We start from the raw sequence: 21,627 nt of genomic DNA, 5'->3' as shown, positions 1-21,627 counted from the left end.
GAATCCTCTTACTCGGGCAGGGCGATAGGGCCGATGTCTTTGAACACGTCACCCGGGCCCGGGTTCGCTTTATGTGTCGAGCCGCCGAAATGCTTCATGATCCCCCACACCGCGTTGAGCGAAGTCTGCACCGCGCCTTCGACCCAGGCCGGCGTCCACGACACGTCGTCACCGGCAATGAAGATCCCGCGCTGTTCGGCCGGCATGTCGTCCTGCATGAAGTGCGCGTACATGCGCTGGTTGTAGCGATAGTGGCCGGGCAGGGCGCCTTTGAAGGCGCCAAGAAAATACGGATCGGCTTCCCACGACACGGTGATCGGGTCGCCGATGATACGTGCGGCGATGTCGACTTTCGGGTAGATCTTCTTCAACGCGTTCAACGCCAGCTCAACGCGCTTTTCCACCGGGTGTGGGAGCATTTTCAGTGCGTCGCTCATCCACGAATACGACAGGCAAATCACCCCGGGTTTGTCGTCGCCGTTGTCGAACAGGTAGGTGCCACGGGTCAGGCGATCGGTGAGGGTCATACTCATCAGGTCGCGACCGGTTTCCGGGTCCTTGTCCTTCCAGAACGGCCGGTCGACCATCACGAAGGTTTTCGACGACTGCATATAGCGCGTGCGGTCCAGCGCCATCCACATCTTCTGCGAAAACAGGGTTTCGTCGCACTCGATCTGGGTGGTCAGCAGCCAGCTCTGGCAAGTGGTCAGCACGGCGGCGTATTCGCGGGTGTCGCCGTTGTTGTCGGTGACCGCGAAACGGCCTTCCGGTGCATGGGCAATTTTCTTCACACCGGAACGCGGCGCGCCACGGTGCAAGGATTTCAGGCTGGTGCCCGCAGGCCAGTGTGCGCAACGCTCCGGCACATGCCGCCAGATGCCTTGCGGCACTTGTTCGACACCGCCAACCACCAGGTGCTGGTGATCGTCACAATTGGTCATCACTACGCGGAAGATTTCCAGCATCGAGTTGGGGAAATCCGAGTCCCAGCCACCGGTACCGAAACCGACCTGACCGAAGACCTCGCGGTGCTGGAACGACAATTTGGCGAAGGCTTTCGAGGTCGCGACAAAGTCGTAGAAGGTCCGGTCGTCCCACAGCGGCACAAGCTTGTTCCACAGCTCTTTGAGGCGCGGCACATCGCGGTCGCGGATGGCTTGCTGGATATCGGAGAACTGCGAACCGGCCTCCAGCGCATCCGCCCAGGCGTCGGCCACTTCCTGAAACAATGGAGGAAGATCCTTCAGGCTTTCTGCGTAATAGGTTTCGCCTTCGAGGTCGATCACGGTGCTGCCGGAGGCGCCGGTCAACGGGTTGGGGAACGGCTTGGTTTCGAGACCGAGCTTGTCGACGTAGTGATAGAACGCCGTGGAAGAGACTGGAAAGCGCATGCCGCCGAGTTCAGCAACAATGGCGTCGGTACCGTTGAAGGCTTGCGAACGCAGACGGCCGCCCAGTTTAGACGCTTCATAAACCACCGGTTTAAGGCCGAGTTTCATCAACTCGTACGCAGCCACCAGACCGGCAATGCCTGCGCCGACAATCGCCACTTCTGCGCCGTGATGGTGTTCAGGAATGGTGCCCAACCCGGCGGGATGTTCGATCCAGTCGTCAAAGGCGAACGGAAAGTCCGGACCGAAAATGGTGACTGGCTTCTTACCGTCTGCAGGATGGCGATTGTTCTTGTTCATGGCTGACCTTGCTGGCGACCCGACGCGGAATGCGCGTCTGAGTATAGGAAAAGATGCCAGCCATTCTAGGGAGCATGGAACACGTTAATAAGACGCAATGTGTCGTCGTTTTGCTAACAAACTGATCAAAATGACGATGATTAGCTACATATAGATGAATGTGGGAGCCAGCCTGATGACGATGAGGCCGGCAGGCACCGAAATCAAACCGGCTGCCCCCGATCGATCTTGCTACTGAGAATGATCGAAGTCGTAGTCTTCTCCACCCCGTCGACACTGCCGATCTGGTCCAGCAACTGATCCAACTGCTCCGGCGAATCGGTCCGCAACCACGCCACATAATCAAACTCCCCACTCACCGCACACAACTGCTGCACCTGCGCCATCGCACTCAAGCGACGCAACACCTCCTTGCCGGACCGCGGCTGCACCTTGATCCCGACATACGCCTGCAACCCGCCATCAACCACACGCTGACCAAGGCGCACGCCATAACCGGTGATGACTTTGGCTTTTTCCAGACGTGCCAATCGTGAAGTCACCGTGGTACGCGCGATGCCTAGCTGCCGAGCGAGCATGGCCACGCTTTCGCGGGCGTTGATTTGCAGGGCCGCGATCAGCTGGCGGTCGATTTCGTCGAGGGTGGGGCGGGGGGCGGGCAAGGGGGAAGCTCCAGCGCGGCGGATGGGTGGGTTGCGCATGTTACAAGAGGTGAGACCTCTTGAACGCATTCTGAGAATGGCAAAATCAGCAGTGCTGATGCCCCGATGTGGAAGCATTGGGGCTTTTTGTTTTTTTTGGTTGGGACTAATCGAAACCCCAAAAATCATCTTGATGCCAATGCGCCGGAAATCCCATCGCTCGCTGATCCACCTCTGGGAATTCGCGCATTAGCTCGTGTAATCGGCTGTCCCACCGAGAGTGCGGACTTACCCTGCGCGTGAGATGGCTGAGAATGCAAAGCACCGGGTAGATCCTTGGATGATGACTTTCTTGAACCAATGCGAGAGGCCAGGGAAACGAGGGCCTTTTGGGCAATTCAGGACGTATACCGAGTTCCCGATTCCACAGCCGTGCATGATGGGCGCACAGATTCCGGATGGTCGTCAGCGTATGCATCCAGGACAGTAGCAACGGCGCAGGTAGTCCTAAATGCCTGGCGATAGCTTTTTTGTCTGCATCTTTAGCCAGCCCTTTGAAGAGATGGGATAAGTCGCCCAAGGTCAGCTCTTCAAGCATCGCCCATCCCGGCATGAGGGACGGGCTGTCGTAGTTGACTGGATAATGACGTGCGTAGCTTTCTCTGGCGCGTTGGCGCTTCAGTTGATGCTTACGTGGATCACTGGTTTGTAAACGGTCGATCCGCTCACATTCCCTTTCATAATCGCGTTTCGCCTTATCCTGTTTGACGCCATTGTCTCGAGCAGGCGTTTGTGATCGTAGGAGTGCTGGAAGAGTCGAGCATTTAAATACCAATGCCCACCGTGCAAAGGTCCCATGTGATCGCTGATCCGCGACCGGACGGCGACTTCCACTCGCTCGATTGCATCTATGACAAGCAAGCGCAACCGGCGGTCGAACTCATAAAGTCTGGTTAAATCCTTGAAGCCGACGCCGTTGCGAAACGGATGATCGTGATCCTCCTTTTGCTGGAAAGTGCGCATATAGGGAGTCAGGCGAAAGTAGCTTACGGCCTCCAGAAAGCGATGAGCCCTGGCCTCGTTCTGAATTCGCAGTCCGCGCTGCTTGAGCAGTGCGATTTGAGCGGGAACATCAATGACCGGTTTGTCAAAAAATCTCATGCCCGAAACCTCCGGGCAAAAAAAACCCGCTCAATTTGTGCTTGGCTGCTATTGCAGTCATAGGCATGGCGGGTGTGTTGCGAGCAAGACTAGGTACACGCGCTTTGCTTTGCAAGTTTTTTGCTGCTCCGGCAGTCGGTGGAGACGGTAGGGCATCCATGCGTGATCTCGCTACCTGATTGCCTGAGCTCTCAGACTGTGCAGATTTTCAACGGGCTTCCAAGCCCGACCGCTGCCTGGCAGCGACCTGTCCAGAATATTCCAGCCAAGGAAACCCGAACAGGTTTCAAAGAGCTCAAAATCGCAGCTTCGGAATTTGCCTACAGTCTCGGGGAAGTCTTCCGAGCATTGCGTTTGCGAGGTAGCAGCCTGATCACCCGCCCACAAAAAAGCCGCGCATATAGCGCGGCTTTCAATTTGGTGGGCCCACACGGACTCGAACCGTGGACCAAAGGATTATGAGTCCTCTGCTCTAACCAACTGAGCTATAGGCCCTCAGTAGGTCGCGGATTATAGCGACGGTTTCTCGGCTGTGCTATCCGAAAAATCCGATACGGTTACACGCAGAAACGTTGCCGCGAATTCTTCCGGTGGCAGCGGCAGGCTGACGATGTAGCCCTGGATCTGTTCGCAGCCTTCGGCGGTGAGAAATTGCTGTTGTGCCTGGGTTTCGACACCTTCGGCGATGACGGTGAATTGCATGCTTCGGCCCAGTGCGATGATGGCCCGGACAATCGCCGCGTCGTGGGGATCGTCAGGCAGGCCGCGGACGAATGACTGGTCGATCTTGAGGATGTCCAGCGGCAGGCGTTTGAGATAGCTGAGCGAAGAATAACCCGTGCCGAAGTCGTCGATCGCCAGTTGCACGCCGAGGTGTTTGAGCTGGTGCAGCACGGCCAGCGCCTCTTCGGCCTGACTCATGATGAAATTCTCGGTAATTTCAAGTTGCAGTAAATCCGGCTGGAGGCGGTTGTCCTTGAGCAGTTGCTCGATGCGTCCGAGCAGATTTGGCTGGCGCAGTTGCGCGCCGGCGAGGTTGACCGACAGCGGGCCGAGGCTGTCGTAGACCTGGTTCCACTCGAACATCTGTCGGCACGCGGTTTCGAGCACCCAGTCACCGATCTGCAGGATCATGCCGTTTTCTTCGGCCAGTGGAATGAAATGTTCGGGCGGTACGTCGCCGAACGTCGGGTGACGCCAGCGGATCAGCGCTTCGGCGCCGACCAGGCGATGGTCGTCGAGGCTGATTTTTGGTTGGTAATAGAGGAACAGTTCGTCGCGCTCGATGGCGCGGCGCAGTTCGTGTTCAAGCGCAATGCGTTCGCTGGCCTGGGCGGTGAGGTCGCGGGTGTAGCTTTCGACGCGGTTGCGGCCCTTGGCTTTGGAGCGATACATCGCCGCATCGGCGTTTTTCACCAAGGTGGCGACGTCGCTGCCGTCGCGCGGATACAGGCTGGTGCCGATGCTGGCGCTGATAAAGAACTCGTGTTCACCCGCCTGGAACGGTGCGCCAAAGCAGTTGAGCAGCTTGCTGGCGATATTGTCGGCATCACTGGCTTGCTGCAGGCCGGGCAGCAGGATGATGAATTCATCGCCACCCAGACGCGCAACGGTATCGATATCGCGCAATTGCTCTTTCAAGCGAATGGCGATGCCCTTGAGCAGCAGGTCGCCGACCGGGTGACCGAGGCTGTCATTGATGTGTTTGAAGCGGTCGAGATCGAGAAACAACACAGCGCCTTGACCGCCGTTTTCCTGCTGACCGTTCAGCGCCATTTGCAGACGACTTTCGAACAGCGTGCGGTTCGGCAGACCGGTGAGGGGGTCGTGATGCGCCTGATAATCCAGCTTGGCCTGGGCATGCTTGAGGCTGGAAATATCGGCGAAAACCGCGACAAAGTGAGTGATGAACTTGTCGCGATTGCGCACCGCACTGATGGTCAGCCAGCTTGGGTACAGCTCGCCGTTCTTGCGCCGGTTGGAGATCTCGCCTTGCCAGTGACCTTCGGCGGTCAACTGGTGCCACATCGCCGCGTAAAAGGCGCTGTCATGCAGGCCGGAAGCGAGCAGGCGTGGGGTATGGCCGAGAGCTTCGCTTTCGCTGTAACCGGTGATCTCGGTGAAGGCGCGGTTGACCGCGCTGATGTGCTGTTGGGTATCGGTGATCAGCACGCCCTCGGCGGTGCTTTCGAACACAGTGGCGGCCTGTTGCAGTTTTTCCTGCATCAGATGGCGTTCGGTGATGTCGCGGGCGATGGTCAACATGCAGTCTTCTTCGCCGATCGGCAACGGCCGACTGGACACTTCGCAGAGCCGAATCTGCCCGTCACTGCGGCGGATATGGCAGGTGAAGTCGCGTACGAAGCCGTCGCGCTGCAGCAGGTCGAGCATCTGTTTGCGCTCATTGAGATTGACCCAGATGCCCAGATCAAGTGTCGAGCGGTCTACCGACATGGCGCTGTTGAAGCCGGTAATGCGGCTGAAGCCCTCGTTGACTTCCAGCAGCAGACCATCGCTTTGGCGCGACAGCAGCAAGCCATCCGGTGAAGCGTGGAAAGCCTTGGCGAATTTTTCTTCAGAGGTTTGCAGCTGCTGCTGGGTTTCCTTGAGCTGGGTGATGTCGCGGACGACCACCACAAGCGCCGCAGTGGCGTCCAGATCGAATGGCTCGGCGGAAATCAGACCGGTGAACACTTGGCCGTTGTTGCGACGAAAAGGCATCTCCAGGTTGCGGATGCTGCCCGCCTGCAACCGCTGGAGCAGTCCCGGCCCGACGCCGGGAATACCCCAGATATTCAGATCGGTCGCGGTTTGCCCGAGGACGTCCCTGGCTTTCAGCCCGATCTGTTCTTCAAACGCTTCGTTGACTTCCAGCAGGCAGCCGTCGGACAGCCGCGCAATCACCAGAATGTCCGGGCACTGTTGAAAGACCGAGGCGAACTTCTGCTCCGAGAGCCGCAGCGCTTCTTCAGTGCGCTTGATCTCGCTGATGTCGATCATCAAACCGCGCATCACCGGTTCGTGACCATGTTCAATCAGACTGACAATGTCGCGCACCCAGAGGCAGCGGCCATCGGCGGTGATCACGCGGTAATCGACGATGTGGTCGCGACCTTCACGCAGGGCCTCTTTACAGTAGTTCTGCGTACGGGTCAGATCCGCCGGGTGAATGATGTTGTGCCAGAAACCGGGTATCAACCAATGGGATTGCGGATAGCCGAGCAAGTCCTCGGCGTGGGGCGAGACATAGCTATAGGTGAAGTCGCTCATTCGCGCTTCCCAGGCGATGGCCGACAGGCTCTCCACCAGGCCGCGATAGTGATACTCACTGCTGCGCAATTCCTGTTCGAGGTCGATGCGCCGGGCAATCTCCGAGCTCAAACGGCGATTGATGCGGATTACCACGGCAAGGATCGTCATCAACAGCAGCAGTCCCGGTAAACCATAGATCAACAGATCCGACCAGAATGTCCGGTGATCGAGGACATTGCCGACCCACTGTTCCTGAATGCTGCTGATTTCATCCGGGCTCATGTCGGCCAGCACTTTGTCGAGAATCCCTACCAGTACTTTGTTGTCGCGCGGCACGGCCATCGCCAATTGGTAGCGATAAGGGGTTTCGCCACTGACGTACAGGCCGTCAAGCTTGAGCTGGCGCAGGCTCCAGACACTGGACGCGAGATCGCCAACGACCGCGTCGACTTCATCGGTGGCGAGTGCCTGCAACGCCGAGCTGACGTTGGGCATGGCCACCAGGTTCAAATCCGGATGGTGGGTACGCAGCAATTCGTGTGGAGCGTAATTTTCCACCACAGCGATTTTCAAACCATACAGATCGCCAATCTTGCGCGGCTGTGCACCCCCGATGTGGGCGAGGATGACGATTGGGAAGTCCAGATAGGGACGGGTGAACGACAGATAGGTCTGGCGCTCAGGGGTCGACATGATGCCTGGCAGCAGATCGATCTTGCCGCTTTTGACCTGTTCCAGCACCACCGTCCAGCTGACCGGTTCGATCGGCGTCAATTTGATCGCCAGACGTTGGCGAATCACTTCGATATAGTCGGCCGCCAGGCCCTGATAACGGTTCTGATCGTCACGAAACTCGAAAGGTGGCCACGACGCATCGACGCCCAGGCGCAAATCCGGGTGAGCCGCCAGCCAGCTGCGTTCTTCATCGGTCAGAGTCAGCGCGTCAGCCGTTGCGGTCCAGATCATCAGTGACAGCAAAAAAAGCACGGGCGCCAATCTGTGCATAACGCTCTCGTTATGGCTTGGGGATGATTGGTTCGAGTGTAGACGCGGTAGGCGGGGGAGGGGCGGTGCGGAGAATTTAATCTGCCATATAAACAAAACCCCCGGCCTGGGCCGGGGGTTCTGGTATCACTCGTCGAGGAAGGAGCGCAGATGCTCGCTTCGCGTCGGGTGGCGCAGCTTGCGCAGCGCCTTGGCTTCGATCTGACGGATCCGCTCACGCGTTACGTCAAATTGTTTGCCCACCTCTTCGAGCGTGTGGTCGGTGTTCATGTCGATACCGAAACGCATGCGCAGTACCTTGGCTTCACGAGCGGTAAGGCCCGACAGCACTTCGCGAGTCGCTTCTTTGAGGCTCTCAACGGTGGCGACATCGATTGGCGACTGCATGGTCGAGTCTTCGATGAAGTCGCCCAGATGGGAGTCTTCGTCGTCACCGATCGGGGTTTCCATGGAGATCGGCTCTTTGGCGATCTTCAATACCTTGCGGATCTTGTCCTCAGGCATTTCCATGCGTTCGCCCAGCTCTTCCGGGGTCGGTTCGCGACCCATTTCCTGCAACATCTGCCGGGAAATGCGGTTGAGCTTGTTGATCGTCTCGATCATGTGCACCGGAATACGGATGGTGCGGGCCTGGTCGGCGATCGAGCGAGTGATCGCCTGACGGATCCACCAGGTGGCATAAGTCGAGAACTTGTAACCACGACGGTATTCGAACTTGTCCACCGCTTTCATCAGACCGATGTTGCCTTCCTGGATCAGATCGAGGAATTGCAGGCCGCGGTTGGTGTACTTCTTGGCGATCGAGATCACCAGACGCAGGTTGGCTTCAACCATCTCTTTCTTCGCGCGGCGGGCCTTGGCCTCACCGATCGACATGCGACGGTTGATGTCCTTGATTTCTGCGATGGTCAGACCGGTTTCGGTTTCCAGCGCGATCAGCTTCTGCTGGCAACGAATGATGTCCGGCTGTACGCGACCGATGGCTTCGGCGTACTTGCTCTTGCCTTTGGCCAGAGCGTCGGACCAGCTTTCGTCGACTTCGTTGCCCGGGAACTGACGCAGGAAATCGGCGCGCGGCATACGTGCATCACGTACGCACAGTTGCATGATCGCGCGCTCTTGCTGACGCAGACGATCCAGGGCGCTGCGAACACGCTCGACCAGGCCTTCGAATTGCTTCGGCACCAGTTTGATCGGCATGAACAGCTCGGCCAGTGCGAGCAACTCGGCAATCGCTGCCTTGTTGTTGCGACCGTGCTTTTTCAGGGCCTTGCGGGTGACTTCCATCTGGTCGGCGACGGCGCCGAAGCGCTGCGCAGCGATGACCGGATCCGGACCGCTTTCGGCTTCTTCTTCATCATCGGAAGCTTCGGCATCATCGTCGTCGGTATCGTCGTCGGCCTTGACGGCTTTCGGGTCAACCGGCGGCGGCACTTCCGCCGCTGGCGGCGCAATGCCGTCGTCCGGGTCGATGTAACCGCTCAGGACGTCGGACAGGCGACCACCTTCGGTGGTGACCCGCGTGTACTCGGAGAGAATGTGGTCAACCGTGCCAGGGAAGTGCGCGATGGCGCTCATCACTTCACGAATGCCTTCTTCGATCCGCTTGGCGATTTCGATTTCGCCTTCACGAGTCAGAAGCTCTACCGTACCCATTTCACGCATATACATGCGCACTGGGTCAGTGGTGCGACCGATATCGGTCTCCACCGCTGCCAACGCAGCGGCTGCTTCTTCCGCAGCGGCCTCGTCGGTATCGGCGTCGGCCAACATAAGGGCGTCCGCATCCGGAGCACTCTCGTGTACGGGGATCCCCATGTCGTTGATCATGCGGATGATGTCTTCCACCTGCTCCGGATCTGAAATATCCTCGGGCAGGTGGTCGTTGACCTCGGCGTAAGTCAGATACTTCTGCTCACGACCCAGTTTGATCAACTCAATAATACGAGACTGCTGTTGCGCTTTTCCGGACATAACACCCTATCCACTGAAGGTCTTGGCGGGCAAAAAACAAGCCGAGGATTATACCTGAGCTATGACCTCACGCGCCAGTTGAGGTCGGGTTTGATGCGGAAACATTGCGACTTAAAAGGTCGCGCAGTTGATTTTTCTCTTCGACGCTCAGTTCGCTTTGCCGCGCTTTCCTGAGTAACTGTTCGAGATTTCGCTCGCGTTGGCGGGCTGACAAGCTAGTAATGGTGTCGAAAAACTGTTGTTCAAGGTTTTCTCCGTCAATCAGCCATTCCTTTTCTGCCAGTGCCTTGAGCAAGCGTCCCTGTTCAGTGCCGTGCCATCGCGCGATCAACTGAAATGAGTTTAGCTGGGGATTCTTCTGTACGGCTTCGAGCAGTGCCACAAGTAACTGGGCATTGGTCTGATTTTCGTCGGCAATGTGCCCGGCGTCTTCGACGCGCTTGGCCAATTGCGGGTGATGAAGCAGCGTGCGCAGGGCGGTCAGGGTCGGCGACTCGACGCCGATCGGGGTGCGCGGACGCTGCTGATCGCGATCGCCGCCACGCTTGCCGTTCTTGTCCCAGGGTTTCTTGTCCCATTTCTTGCCGCCGGCGCCGGGTTTCTTTGGCGTCCACTCCTGCTGCGGCACATACATGTCCTGCGCCTGCGGCTGATGGTAGTCGCCGTAGTCTGGCATGGCGTCGTAATCGATACCGGGGTCGTACGCCGGTGGCGCTTCCTGCGGCGCGCTCTGCGCGAGCTGGCTGACGGTTTCGCTGCTCAGGCCGGTGATTTCGCTCAGGCGCTGACGCATCAAAATGCGCAGATTGGCGCCCGGTACTTTATCGATCAGCGGCGCGGCAAGGGTAGCCATATGCGCCTTGCCTTCGAGCGAGCGCGGGTCGGCTTCTTCGGTGAGTTGCTGGAAGAAGTAATCGGCCAATGGCTGCGCATGCTGATTGATCCGCGCCTTGAAGGCGTCGGTGCCCTCGGCGCGGACCAGGGTGTCCGGGTCTTCGCCTTCGGGCAGAAACAGGAACCGCGCACGCCGCCCGTCCTGCAGGCAGGGCAGGGTGGCTTCCAGTGCACGCCATGCGGCGTTGCGGCCAGCCTGATCGCCGTCGAAGCAGAACAGCACGTTCGGCACGACGCGAAAAAGCCGCTTCAAATGTTCTTCGCTGGTGGCGGTGCCCAGCGTGGCGACGGCATTGCGCAAGCCTTGCTGGGCCAGGGCGATGACGTCCATGTAACCTTCGACGACGATAATTTCGTCAAGGTTGCGATTGTTCTTGCGCGCTTCATACAGGCCATAGAGTTCCTGGCCTTTATGGAATACCGGGGTTTCCGGGGAGTTCAGGTACTTGGGTTTGTCGTCACCCAGTACGCGGCCGCCGAATGCAATGATCCGGCCGCGGGTGTCGCGGATCGGGAACATCACGCGATCGCGGAAGCGGTCATAGCGTTTGCCGGTTTCGGCATTCTCGATCAGCAGGCCAGCGTCGATCATGGCCTTTTGTTGCAGGGTATCGCTGCTCAAATGCTTGAACAGGTTGTCCCAGCCTGGCGGTGCAAAGCCGAGGCCGAAATCCCGGGCGATCTCGCCGGTCAGTCCGCGTCCCTTGAGGTAATCAACCGCGGCTTTGCGCGCGGGATGGCTCTTGAGCGCCTGCCGATAAAAATCGGCGGCAGCGGTCAGCAGTGGATACAGCGGCGAATCGGTCGGTTGCCGGGGCTTGCGCTCGCGGCCACTTTCTTCGCGAGGGATTTCCATGCCGGCGGCTTTGGCCAGATCTTCGACGGCCTGGGGGAAATCCAGGTTGTCGTGATCCATCAGAAAGCCGAGGGCGTTGCCACCGGCGCCGCAGCCGAAGCAGTAATAGAACTGCTTGTCGGGGCTGACGCTGAATGACGGGGTTTTCTCTTTGTGGAATGGGCAACAGGCGGTGTAGTTCTTGCCGGCCTTCTTCAATTGCACGCGCGAGCTGACCACGTCGACGATGTCGGTGCGGTTCAGCAGGTCGTCAATGAAGCTCTGGGGTATCAGCCCGGCCATGGCGTTCTCGTCGTCTGCGCTGCAAAAAGTCCGTTGCGACAGGCTGTCGGACGCGGGTCTTTGTTGGAAGCGCACAAGATGTGCGGCTCGACCGGTGTCGTCTGCATGATCGCTGTCGGGAAGTGTATCTGCCGAAAATCCACTGACGTTAGTACCTATCAGTCTTCGACTATTTGAAAGTGTTGCGCTGAGTCCGCTGACGGCCGGTAAAAGGCCTCGGATAGCTCAATAAAGCGGGCACGCATGAGGTGCCTTGGGCTGATCGTCGTAAGAGGAATCAGTGGGTGTGCTCGTCAGTAGCCTTGAAAGGCTCGTCAGAAAAGACGTGCACCGCTGGCAAAAAAGCCAGGCCTGACGCGGTGAAGCGGATTTGTCTCGGTCGCATCTGCGGCGTCGACGGTGAAGCATCAAGCGTTTTACGCAAATGCCATTAGCCCGGCAGTGAGCCGGGCTTAGGCAAGAAGCTTGCTACGAACGTCTGTGTATTAGTACAGACGAACGGCGCGGCGCTGTTCGCGCTGAACTTTCTTGGCGTGGCGTTTAACAGCAGCTGCTGCCTTGCGCTTACGCTCAGAAGTTGGCTTCTCGTAAAATTCGCGGCTACGAACTTCAGCCAGTACACCGGCTTTTTCGCAGGAGCGCTTGAAACGACGCAGAGCTACGTCGAAGGGTTCGTTCTCTTTTACTTTGACGGCTGGCATCCAGAGCTACCTTCATTCATTACCGGGGTCAACATCCTCGCGGCAAAAGAGCACTTGAAGACGTCGGTTTTTAAGGGTTGCGGATGTTAACCCCTCATCGCTCGGAATGCAAAGCCTCTGATCGAAAACCGCTGGTCGGGGCATCCCGCGGCGACTATTATGCGCGCCTTCGAATTCAGCCTAAACAAGGCGCAAACCCATGCTAGTACTGGGATTAGAAACCTCCTGCGACGAAACCGGCGTCGCATTATATGACAGTGAACGCGGTCTGCTGGCCGACGCGCTGTTCAGCCAGATCGACCTGCACCGCGCTTACGGCGGAGTAGTGCCCGAGCTGGCCTCGCGTGACCACGTCAAACGCATGCTGCCCTTGATCCGTCAGGTGTTGGCCGAGGCCGACTGCGTGCCCACCGAGATCGATGCGATCGCCTATACCGCAGGTCCCGGCCTGGTTGGCGCGCTTCTGGTCGGTGCGTCTTGCGCCCAGGCGCTGGCGTTTGCCTGGGGCATTCCGGCGCTCGGCGTGCACCACATGGAAGGCCACTTGCTGGCGCCGATGCTGGAGCCGAAACCGCCGCAATTCCCGTTCGTCGCTTTGTTGGTGTCGGGCGGGCATACGCAGTTGGTTCAGGTCGATGGCATCGGCCAATACAGCCTGCTCGGCGAGACACTCGACGATGCCGCCGGCGAAGCGTTCGACAAAACCGCGAAGATGATGGGCCTCAATTATCCCGGCGGTCCGGAAATCGCCAAATTGGCTGAAAAGGGCACTGCAGGACGTTTCACTTTCCCGCGTCCGATGTGTGATCGCCCGGGTCTGGATTTCAGCTTCAGCGGCCTCAAGACTTTTGCCCTCAACACCTGGCAGCAATGCGTCAGCGCCGGGGACGACGGCGAACAAGCCCGCAGCGACATCGCGCTGGCGTTCCAGCAGGCCGTGGTGGAGACTTTGACCATCAAGTGCAAGCGCGCGCTGAAACAGGCGGGCATGAAGCGTCTGGTGATCGCGGGTGGCGTCAGTGCCAACAGGGCTTTGCGGGTTTCCCTGGAAAAGATGCTCGGCGACATGCAAGGCGAGGTGTTTTATGCCCGCCCCGAGTTCTGCACCGACAATGGCGCAATGATCGCCTTTGCCGGCTGTCAGCGCCTGCAGGCCGGTCAGCAGGAAACTCTGGCGATCAGCGTGCAGGCGCGCTGGCCGATGGAGCAATTGTCGGCGTTGTGATGATTGGCGCTCGGCGGCGTTATTTAGAAATGGCGTTCGCGCCCGGCAAACAGGTCGCGTAGATTGCCGCGGTGGCGCCAGACGATCAGTAGCGTCAGCGCACTCATCGGCAGCAGCGCTGCCGGTTCCTGCCAGGCCAGCAACGGCAGGGTCAGCGGCGTGGCAATCAGCGCCGCCAACGAGCTGGTACGGGTCAGGTAGAACGTCAGCAACCAGGCGCAAACGGCCAGCAGCGCGGCGGGCGGATACAGGCCCAGCAGCATGCCGGCAGCGGTAGCGACGCCTTTGCCGCCACGGAAACGGAAATACAGCGGGAACAGGTGACCGATCACGGCGCAAACGCCGATCCACGCCTGATCTTGCACCGAAAGGCCCACCGCCGCTGCGATCAGTACCGGCAGCAAGCCTTTGCACAGATCACCCAGCAGGGTCAGGATCGCCAGTTTGCGACCGGCCAGGCGCAGCATGTTGGTGGCGCCGGCATTGCCCGAGCCACTCATTCGCGGGTCCGGATTTCCGGTCAGGCGGCTGAGCAAAATGGCAAAGGACAGCGAGCCGAGCAGGTAGGCGAGAATCGCCAGTAACCAAAACATGCTAACTATTCCGGGCGAGGACGCCCTGATTCTAACGGCGCATTGCGCCCTTGTCGTGCAGCGGAGAGAAGTGCTTGGACAGAGTGTTTATCGAGGGCCTGGAAGTCGACACCGTCATTGGTGCCTATGACTGGGAGCGCGGCATCCGCCAGTGCCTGCGACTTGATCTGAGCTTCGCCTGGGACAATCGCCCGGCCGCCGCCAGTGACGACCTGACCCTGGCGCTCGACTATGCCAGCGTTTCCACGCGCATTCAGGCGTTTGCCGAGCAAGCGCAGTTTCAGTTGGTCGAGACCTTCGCCGAGCGTCTGGTCGAAGTGCTGATGAGCGAGTTCAACATTACTTGGGTTCGTCTGAAACTCACCAAACCGGGCGCGGTGCCGGCGGCCAAGGGCGGCGTGGGCGTGGAGATCGAGCGCGGATGTCGCTGACTCAGGTCTACCTCGGGCTCGGTAGCAACATCGACCGGGAAACTCATTTGCGCGCCGGGCTCGACGCTTTGGCGACGTTTCTGGTGGATATCCGCTGTTCGGCGGTGTTCGAAAGCCTGCCGGTGGGCATCAAGAGCGGTCCGTTTTTCAATTTCGTGGTGTCGGCGCAGACCGATCTACCGCTGATGGAGCTGGACCGACGACTGAAATTCATCGAAGCGGACAATGGCCGCTATGCTCCGGATCGCAAAGGCTTGCCGCTGGATATCGACGTGCTGTTGTACGGCGAGCTGGCCGGCAATTTCGATGGTCTGGTGCTGCCGCGGGCGGAAATCCTGAAAAATGCCTTTGTGCTGTGGCCGCTGTCGCTGATTGCTCCGGATCGGGTGCATCCGGGTGTGGGAAAAAGCTTTGCTACGCTGTGGGCCGAGGCGCAGATTGATCAGGTGCTGGCGCCGGTTGCATTCGAGTGGCGAGGGCAGCAGCTTACGCCTTCGGATTTGCACTGAGCTCAAGGGCGCCATCGCGGGCAGGCTCACTCCTACAAGGGAACGCGTTCCAAAATGTGGGAGTGAGTTGGCTCCGGGCTGTGGTCCGACGAAGCTTTATGCAGACGCCGCGTCTTTATAGGCTTTCAGCACCTTTAGTCGTTCGCGCTTCAGCGCTTCGCCCAAGGCCGGTCCCTTGAAACCCTGTTCCAGCAATGGCTGCACCGCCACACCCCGCGCTGCGGTTGCTGCTCCACGCAGATAATCCGCCTGTGGATAACTCCGCTGCTCCAGCCCTTTGCGGCCGCGAGCATCCATTTCGCAGGCAGCAATAAACTCTTCGAAACGCTGCGGGCGGCGATACACATCGAAGCTTTGCAGCAATTCCAGCAGTGTCGAAGCTTTCAACTCCAGCGCCCGGTGACCATGGGTGTGGTACTGGCCGACCAGCAATGCCAATTCCTGGCAATCCTTTGGTGCCTTGAAGCGCTCGTTGACTGCTTTGATCAGCTTCAATCCGGTGTGCTCGTGGGCAATGTGTCGAGGCCACTCTTCTTGTGGCGTCAGCCCTTTGCCGAGATCGTGCAGCAGACAGGCCCAGCGTACCGTCAGCGGTTGTTTATGCAGGGCCGCCTGTTGCAGCACGCTGAGGGTGTGCAGCCCGGTGTCGATTTCCGGGTGGTGTGCTTCCGGTTGCGGCACGCCGAACAGCGCGTCGACCTCCGGCATCAACACTTTCAACGCGCCGCAGTCACGCAGCACCTCAATGAATACCTGTGGCTGATCTTCCAGTAATGCCCGAGAAATTTCCTTCCAGCTACGTTCAGCGGTCAAGGCTTGCAGTTCACCGGATTCGCTGAGCTCGCGCATCAGCTCCAGCGTTTCTGGCGCAACGGTAAATCCAAGGCCTGCATATCGCGCGGCGAAGCGGGCAACGCGCAGCACACGCAAAGGATCTTCGGCGAATGCCGGGGAAACGTGGCGCAGGATTCGCGCTTCCAGATCGCGCTGGCCATGGTACGGATCGGTCAGATTCTGCTGATCGTCTTCGGCCATGGCATTGATGGTCAGGTCGCGGCGTATCAGGTCTTCTTCGAGGGTAACGTCAGGGCTGGCGTAAAACGTGAAGCCGCCATAACCACGGCCACTCTTGCGTTCCGTGCGGGCGAGGGCATATTCCTCGCCGGTTTTCGGGTGCAAAAACACTGGAAAATCCGCGCCAACCGGGCGGAATCCCTGAGCGAGCATTTCTTCGGTCGTTGCGCCGACGACGACCCGGTCGATATCGGTGACCGGCAACCCCAACAGGCGATCACGTACCGCGCCGCCAACCTTGTAAACCTGCATAAAAAACCTCCGTTAGCCCGACAGGATAACCCTTGCGTCAGACTTTCGGAGGCCAAAACCGGCTCAAAGATGTATCACGGCCAGATCGAGTCGACCGTAATCCCCTTCGCTGTGTTCACTGCGAGGCGGAACGTGATGGGTTTTCATGATCTGGTCGCCCTGCAGGGTTTCCAGATGAATGTCGAAGCCCCAGAGTCGGTGCAGGTGCTTGAGCACCTCGTCAGTGGAGTCGCCCAGCGGTTTGCGATCGTGCTGTTGATGGCGCAGGGTCAGCGAACGGTCGCCGCGTCGATCAATGCTGTAGATCTGCACGTTCGGCTCGCGGTTGCCGAGGTTGTACTGCGCCGCCAGAGTTTCGCGGATGATCCGATAGCCGCTTTCGTCGTGAATGGCTGGCACCAGCAGGTCGTCTTTCTGGTCATCGTCGAGAATGCTGAACAGTTTCAGGTCGCGAATCACTTTTGGCGACAGGTACTGCAGGATGAAACTCTCATCCTTGAAGCTGCTCATGGCGAACTTGATGGTCGACAGCCAATCGGTACCGGCGATTTCCGGAAACCAGTGGCGATCCTCCTCGGTAGGCTCTTCACACATGCGCCGAATGTCGCGATACATGGCAAAACCCAGTGCGTACGGGTTGATGCCACTGTAATAGGGGCTGTCAAAACCCGGCTGGAACACCACGCTGGTGTGTGAAGTGAGGAATTCCATCATGAAACCGTCGGTGACCAGCCCTTCGTCGTACAGGTCGTTCATCAACGTGTAATGCCAGAACGTTGCCCAGCCTTCGTTCATCACCTGGGTCTGGCGCTGTGGATAAAAATACTGGGCAATCTTGCGCACGATTCTCACGATCTCGCGCTGCCACGGCTCCAGCAGCGGCGCGTGCTTTTCGATGAAGTAGAGAATGTTTTCCTGCGGCTCGGCCGGGAAGCGTGCGTTGTCCTTGTCGCTGTACTTGTCCGCACCTTTGGGAATGGTGCGCCACAGATCGTTGATCTGCTTCTGCATATGCTCTTCGCGATCCTTCTGCCGGCGCCGCTCTTCTTCGGCAGAGATCGGATAGGGACGCTTGTAACGGTCAACCCCATAGTTCATCAGTGCATGGCAGGAATCGAGCAGGTCTTCCACCGCATCGATGCCGTGGCGCTCCTCGCATTGCATGATGTACTGCTTGGCGAACACCAGATAGTCAATGATCGAACTGGCATCGGTCCAGGTGCGGAACAGGTAGTTGCCCTTGAAGAAACTGTTGTGGCCATAGCAAGCGTGCGCCACTACCAGCGCCTGCATGCAGATGGTGTTCTCTTCCATCAGGTAGGCAATGCACGGATCGGAGTTGATCACAATCTCGTAGGCCAGGCCCATTTGCCCGCGGCTGTAGGACTTCTCGGTGCTGAGGAAGTGCTTGCCGTAGGACCAGTGGTGGTAACCCAGCGGCATGCCCACCGATGCATAGGCGTCCATCATTTGTTCGGCGGTGATCACTTCGATCTGGTTGGGATAGGTGTCCAGCGCATAGCGGGCCGCAATACGAGCGATTTCGCGGTCGTAGGTCTGGATCAGCTCGAACGTCCATTCCGAGCCGGTGGAAATGGGTTGGCGCTTCTGCTCTTTGGCGGTCATGTCACTAACCTGCGCTGGAAGAGTTCACGGAAGACCGGATAGATATCTCCGGCCGAGACCAGTTGCTGCTGGGCAAACGTGTCAGAAAAGGCTTCGGCGATGCGTTCGTATTCGTACCACAAGGCCTGATGTTCGCGCGGGGTGATCTCCACGTAAGTGTAGTACTGCACAAACGGCATGATCTGGTTGATCAGAATGTCACGGCAGATCGGCGAGTCATCGTTCCAGTTGTCGCCGTCGGAGGCCTGAGCGGCATAGATGTTCCACTCGTTGCTCGGATAACGTTCGGCCATGATTTCCTGCATCAGCTTCAATGCGCTGGAAACGATGGTGCCGCCGGTCTCGCGCGAATAGAAGAACTCCTCTTCATCAACTTCACGGGCGCTGGTGTGATGGCGGATGAACACCACGTCGATCTTGTCGTAATTGCGCTTGAGGAACAGGTACAAGAGGATGAAGAAGCGCTTGGCGATGTCCTTGGTCGCCTGGGTCATCGAGCCGGAAACGTCCATCAGGCAGAACATTACGGCTTTCGAGCTGGGGTTCGGCTGTTTGATCAGCAGGTTGTACTTCAAGTCGAAGGTGTCGAGGAACGGCACGCGATGAATGCGCGCACTGAGTTTTTCGATTTCCGCTTCCAGTTCCTGTATATCGCCGAAGTTGTCCGGCTCTTCGCGTCTCAGTCGTTCCAGCTCTGCCTTGACTTCGCGTAGCTTGGCCCGGCTGCTGCCGGACAGGGCGATACGCCGTGCATGAGCTGAACGCAGGGTGCGGATGATATTGATGCGTGACGGGTTGCCTTCGTTGCTGATCCCGGCGCGCACGGTTTTGAAGGTGTCGGTGCCACTGAGGTTGCGCTTGACCAGGTTCGGCAGTTCGAGGTCTTCGAACATGAATTCGAGGAACTCTTCCTGGGTGATCTGGAAGACAAACTCGTCCATGCCCTCGCCAGAGTTACCGGCCTTGCCCGGACCGCGTCCGCCACCACCACCTGGTGGACGGGCGATGTGCTCGCCGGCGGTGAATTCCTTGTTGCCGGGATGAACCACGGTCTGTTTGCCGCCGCGGCCATGGTGAAGCACCGGTTCGTCGATGTCGCGACCGGGAATGCTGATCTGTTCGCCGTGTTCCATATCGGTGATGGAACGCCGGCTGACCGCCTCTTCGACGGCCTTCTTGATGTGGTCACGGTAACGCCGCAGGAAACGCTGACGGTTTACCGTGCTCTTGTTCTTGCCATTGAGGCGTCGGTCGATCACATAGCTCATAGGCCCCTCCGGGGAGCTTCAAGTTTTGAGCTGCAAGCTGCAAGCAGAAGCGAATGGCCCTGATTCAGGGGTTACGCGCTCTTTCTTGCAGCTTGTGGCTTGTAGCTTGCAGCTGCCTCACTGCGACTTGCGGACCCGCAGGTACCATTCGGACAGCAGTCGTACCTGTTTATCGGTGTAGCCACGTTCAACCATGCGTGTAACGAAGTCGTTGTGTTTTTGCTGGTCCTCTTTGCTGGCCTTGGCGTTGAAGCTGATGACGGGCAGCAGGTCTTCGGTGTTGGAGAACATTTTCTTCTCGATGACCACCCGCAGTTTTTCGTAGCTGAGCCAGGTCGGGTTCTTGCCGTTGTTGTTGGCCCGGGCGCGCAGGACGAAGTTGACGATCTCGTTGCGGAAATCCTTCGGATTGCTGATGCCGGCCGGTTTTTCGATTTTCTCCAGTTCTTCGTTGAGCGCGACGCGGTTGAGGATTTCGCCGGTTTCCGGGTCGCGGTACTCCTGATCCTGAATCCAGAAGTCCGCGTAGAGCACGTAGCGGTCGAAGATGTTCTGGCCGTACTCGCTGTAGGACTCGAGGTAAGCGGTCTGGATTTCCTTGCCGATGAACTCGATGTAGCGCGGCGCGAGGTATTCCTTCAGATAGCGCAGGTAGCGTTCGCGGGTCTCGGCCTGGAACTGTTCCTGTTCGATCTGCTGTTCCAGCACATAGAGCAGGTGCACCGGGTTGGCGGCGATTTCATGCGGATCGAAGTTGAATACCTTGGACAGGATCTTGAAGGCGAAGCGGGTCGACAGACCGTTCATGCCCTCGTCGACGCCGGCCGAGTCGCGGTATTCCTGAATCGACTTGGCCTTCGGATCGGTGTCCTTGAGGTTTTCGCCGTCGTAGACGCGCATCTTCGAATAGATATTGGAGTTTTCCGGCTCCTTGAGACGCGACAGCACGGTGAACTGCGCCAGCATCTTCAGGGTGTCCGGCGCGCAGTGCGCCTTGGCCAGTGAACTGTTGAACAGCAGTTTGTCGTAGATCTTCACTTCGTCACTGACGCGCAGGCAGTACGGCACTTTGACGATGTAGATCCGGTCGATGAACGCTTCGTTGTTCTTGTTGTTGCGGAAGGTATGCCACTCCGATTCGTTGGAGTGAGCGAGCAGAATCCCGGTGAACGGAATCGCGCCGAGGCCTTCGGTACTGTTGTAGTTGCCTTCCTGGGTCGCCGTCAGGAGTGGGTGCAGCACCTTGATCGGTGCCTTGAACATTTCGACGAATTCCATCAGGCCCTGGTTGGCCCGGCACAGCGCACCGGAGTAGCTGTAGGCGTCGGCGTCGTTCTGTGGGTATTCCTCGAGTTTGCGGATGTCGACCTTGCCGACCAGTGCGGAAATGTCCTGGTTGTTCTCGTCGCCCGGTTCGGTCTTGGCCACGGCGATCTGATTGAGGATCGACGGGTACAGCTTGACCACGCGGAACTGGCTGATATCGCCGCCGAATTCGGCCAGGCGTTTGGTCGCCCATGGCGACATGATGGTATTGAGGTAGCGCCGCGGGATACCGAAGTCTTCTTCGAGGATCGCGCCATCTTCGGTGGCGTTGAACAGACCCAGTGGCGATTCGAATACCGGTGAGCCCTTGATTGCGTAGAAGGGCACTTTTTCAATCAGCTGTTTCAGCTTCTCGGCCAGGGACGATTTACCGCCGCCGACGGGACCGAGCAGATAAAGGATCTGTTTCTTCTCTTCCAGGCCCTGAGCGGCGTGGCGGAAATACGAGACGATCTGATCGATGCATTCTTCCATCCCGTGGAAGTCTTCAAAGGCCGGATAACGGCGGATCACCTTGTTGGAGAAGATGCGCGACAGCCTCGAGTTGGTCGAAGTGTCGAGCAGTTCCGGTTCGCCAATCGCCAGCAGCAGACGTTCGGCGGCGGATACGTAGGCGCTGCGATCCTTTTTGCACAGTTCCAGGTATTCCTGCAGAGAGAATTCTTCCTGGCGTGTGGATTCGAAGCGTTGTTGGAAGTGGCTAAAGATACTCATGACGTCACCTCGCTCGATACGTGGAGCCGACGCCGGATCACTCAGTCGATGCTGGCAACAGCCACAGTGGCAGCCGTTGTTTACCCCCCAGAACTCTCCCGCAGTGGACAACCGCGGAAGCTACTCCCGATGACCCGTGCGCCGGTGTACCG

General features: G+C 58.5%; 16 protein-coding genes and 1 tRNA gene. 3 read left to right on the top strand and 14 right to left on the bottom strand.

Annotated features, from left to right (window positions below):
- Positions 1–8: 8 nt before the first annotated feature.
- The 9 genes from BLU52_RS22310 to rpsU all read right to left on the bottom strand — a co-directional run bounded on the left by BLU52_RS22310 (position 9) and on the right by rpsU (position 12,457).
- Positions 9–1,691 carry a flavin monoamine oxidase family protein gene (locus BLU52_RS22310; protein WP_090286876.1) on the bottom strand — a complete coding sequence of 561 codons (1,683 nt, stop codon included), beginning with the start codon at positions 1,689–1,691 and terminating at the stop codon, positions 9–11.
- 203 nt (positions 1,692–1,894) lie between these two features.
- Positions 1,895–2,353 carry an Lrp/AsnC family transcriptional regulator gene (locus BLU52_RS22305; protein ID WP_090286874.1) on the bottom strand — a complete coding sequence of 153 codons (459 nt, stop codon included), beginning with the start codon at positions 2,351–2,353 and terminating at the stop codon, positions 1,895–1,897.
- A gap of 145 nt (positions 2,354–2,498) precedes the next feature.
- Entirely contained in the window at positions 2,499–3,014 is a 516-nt protein-coding gene (locus BLU52_RS27140; protein WP_269458363.1) for an Abi family protein, read from the bottom strand.
- Entirely contained in the window at positions 3,011–3,493 is a 483-nt protein-coding gene (locus BLU52_RS27135) for an Abi family protein (protein ID WP_269458354.1), read from the bottom strand. Before BLU52_RS27135 ends, BLU52_RS27140 begins: the two co-directional genes overlap by 4 nt.
- 418 nt (positions 3,494–3,911) lie before the next feature.
- Positions 3,912–3,988: transfer RNA gene (locus BLU52_RS22295), tRNA-Ile, on the bottom strand.
- Between the two features lie 15 nt (positions 3,989–4,003).
- Positions 4,004–7,750: a bifunctional diguanylate cyclase/phosphodiesterase gene (locus BLU52_RS22290; protein WP_090286873.1), complete on the bottom strand. Its 3,747-nt coding sequence runs from the start codon at positions 7,748–7,750 to the stop codon at positions 4,004–4,006.
- Positions 7,751–7,876: 126 nt separating this feature from the next.
- Positions 7,877–9,724: an RNA polymerase sigma factor RpoD gene (gene rpoD, locus BLU52_RS22285; RefSeq protein ID WP_090286871.1), complete on the bottom strand. Its 1,848-nt coding sequence runs from the start codon at positions 9,722–9,724 to the stop codon at positions 7,877–7,879.
- A gap of 67 nt (positions 9,725–9,791) precedes the next feature.
- Complete coding sequence (gene dnaG, locus BLU52_RS22280) at positions 9,792–11,756, bottom strand: DNA primase (RefSeq protein ID WP_090286869.1); 1,965 nt, start codon at positions 11,754–11,756, stop codon at positions 9,792–9,794.
- Positions 11,757–12,241: 485 nt separating this feature from the next.
- Positions 12,242–12,457, bottom strand: a complete 216-nt coding sequence (gene rpsU, locus BLU52_RS22275; RefSeq protein WP_002551877.1) for a 30S ribosomal protein S21 — start codon at positions 12,455–12,457, stop codon at positions 12,242–12,244.
- Positions 12,458–12,656: 199 nt separating this feature from the next.
- Here rpsU and tsaD point away from each other — a divergent pair, with 199 nt between their 5' ends.
- The gene (tsaD, locus tag BLU52_RS22270) at positions 12,657–13,682 is read left to right on the top strand and encodes a tRNA (adenosine(37)-N6)-threonylcarbamoyltransferase complex transferase subunit TsaD (RefSeq protein ID WP_090286867.1); all 1,026 of its coding nucleotides are present in this window, start codon (positions 12,657–12,659) and stop codon (positions 13,680–13,682) included.
- Positions 13,683–13,705: 23 nt separating this feature from the next.
- Here tsaD and plsY read toward each other — a convergent pair whose 3' ends face one another.
- Complete coding sequence (gene plsY / locus BLU52_RS22265) at positions 13,706–14,275, bottom strand: glycerol-3-phosphate 1-O-acyltransferase PlsY (protein ID WP_090286865.1); 570 nt, start codon at positions 14,273–14,275, stop codon at positions 13,706–13,708.
- 74 nt (positions 14,276–14,349) lie between these two features.
- Here plsY and folB point away from each other — a divergent pair, with 74 nt between their 5' ends.
- Both folB and folK read left to right on the top strand, forming a co-directional pair.
- Positions 14,350–14,706, top strand: a complete 357-nt coding sequence (folB, locus tag BLU52_RS22260) for a dihydroneopterin aldolase (protein WP_090286863.1) — start codon at positions 14,350–14,352, stop codon at positions 14,704–14,706.
- Complete coding sequence (gene folK, locus BLU52_RS22255) at positions 14,697–15,215, top strand: 2-amino-4-hydroxy-6-hydroxymethyldihydropteridine diphosphokinase (RefSeq protein ID WP_090286861.1); 519 nt, start codon at positions 14,697–14,699, stop codon at positions 15,213–15,215. Before folB ends, folK begins: the two co-directional genes overlap by 10 nt.
- A gap of 96 nt (positions 15,216–15,311) precedes the next feature.
- On the opposite strand, the gene BLU52_RS22250 is transcribed toward folK, so the two are convergent.
- The 4 genes from BLU52_RS22250 to BLU52_RS22235 all read right to left on the bottom strand — a co-directional run bounded on the left by BLU52_RS22250 (position 15,312) and on the right by BLU52_RS22235 (position 21,475).
- Positions 15,312–16,541, bottom strand: a complete 1,230-nt coding sequence (locus tag BLU52_RS22250) for a multifunctional CCA addition/repair protein (protein ID WP_090286859.1) — start codon at positions 16,539–16,541, stop codon at positions 15,312–15,314.
- Positions 16,542–16,604: 63 nt separating this feature from the next.
- The gene (locus BLU52_RS22245) at positions 16,605–18,167 is read right to left on the bottom strand and encodes a SpoVR family protein (RefSeq protein WP_090286858.1); all 1,563 of its coding nucleotides are present in this window, start codon (positions 18,165–18,167) and stop codon (positions 16,605–16,607) included.
- Complete coding sequence (locus BLU52_RS22240; RefSeq protein WP_090286856.1) at positions 18,164–19,435, bottom strand: YeaH/YhbH family protein; 1,272 nt, start codon at positions 19,433–19,435, stop codon at positions 18,164–18,166. Before BLU52_RS22240 ends, BLU52_RS22245 begins: the two co-directional genes overlap by 4 nt.
- 117 nt (positions 19,436–19,552) lie before the next feature.
- On the bottom strand, positions 19,553–21,475 hold the full coding sequence (locus BLU52_RS22235; protein ID WP_090286853.1) for a PrkA family serine protein kinase: 1,923 nt from the start codon (positions 21,473–21,475) through the stop codon (positions 19,553–19,555).
- Positions 21,476–21,627 lie beyond the last annotated feature (152 nt).

Origin of the sequence: Pseudomonas granadensis (genome assembly GCF_900105485.1) — a bacterium.
In the GTDB taxonomy this organism is placed as follows: domain Bacteria; phylum Pseudomonadota; class Gammaproteobacteria; order Pseudomonadales; family Pseudomonadaceae; genus Aquipseudomonas; species Aquipseudomonas granadensis.
The sequence above is the reverse complement of the archived record's forward strand: the minus strand, read 5'-3'. Positions and strand labels throughout refer to the sequence as shown.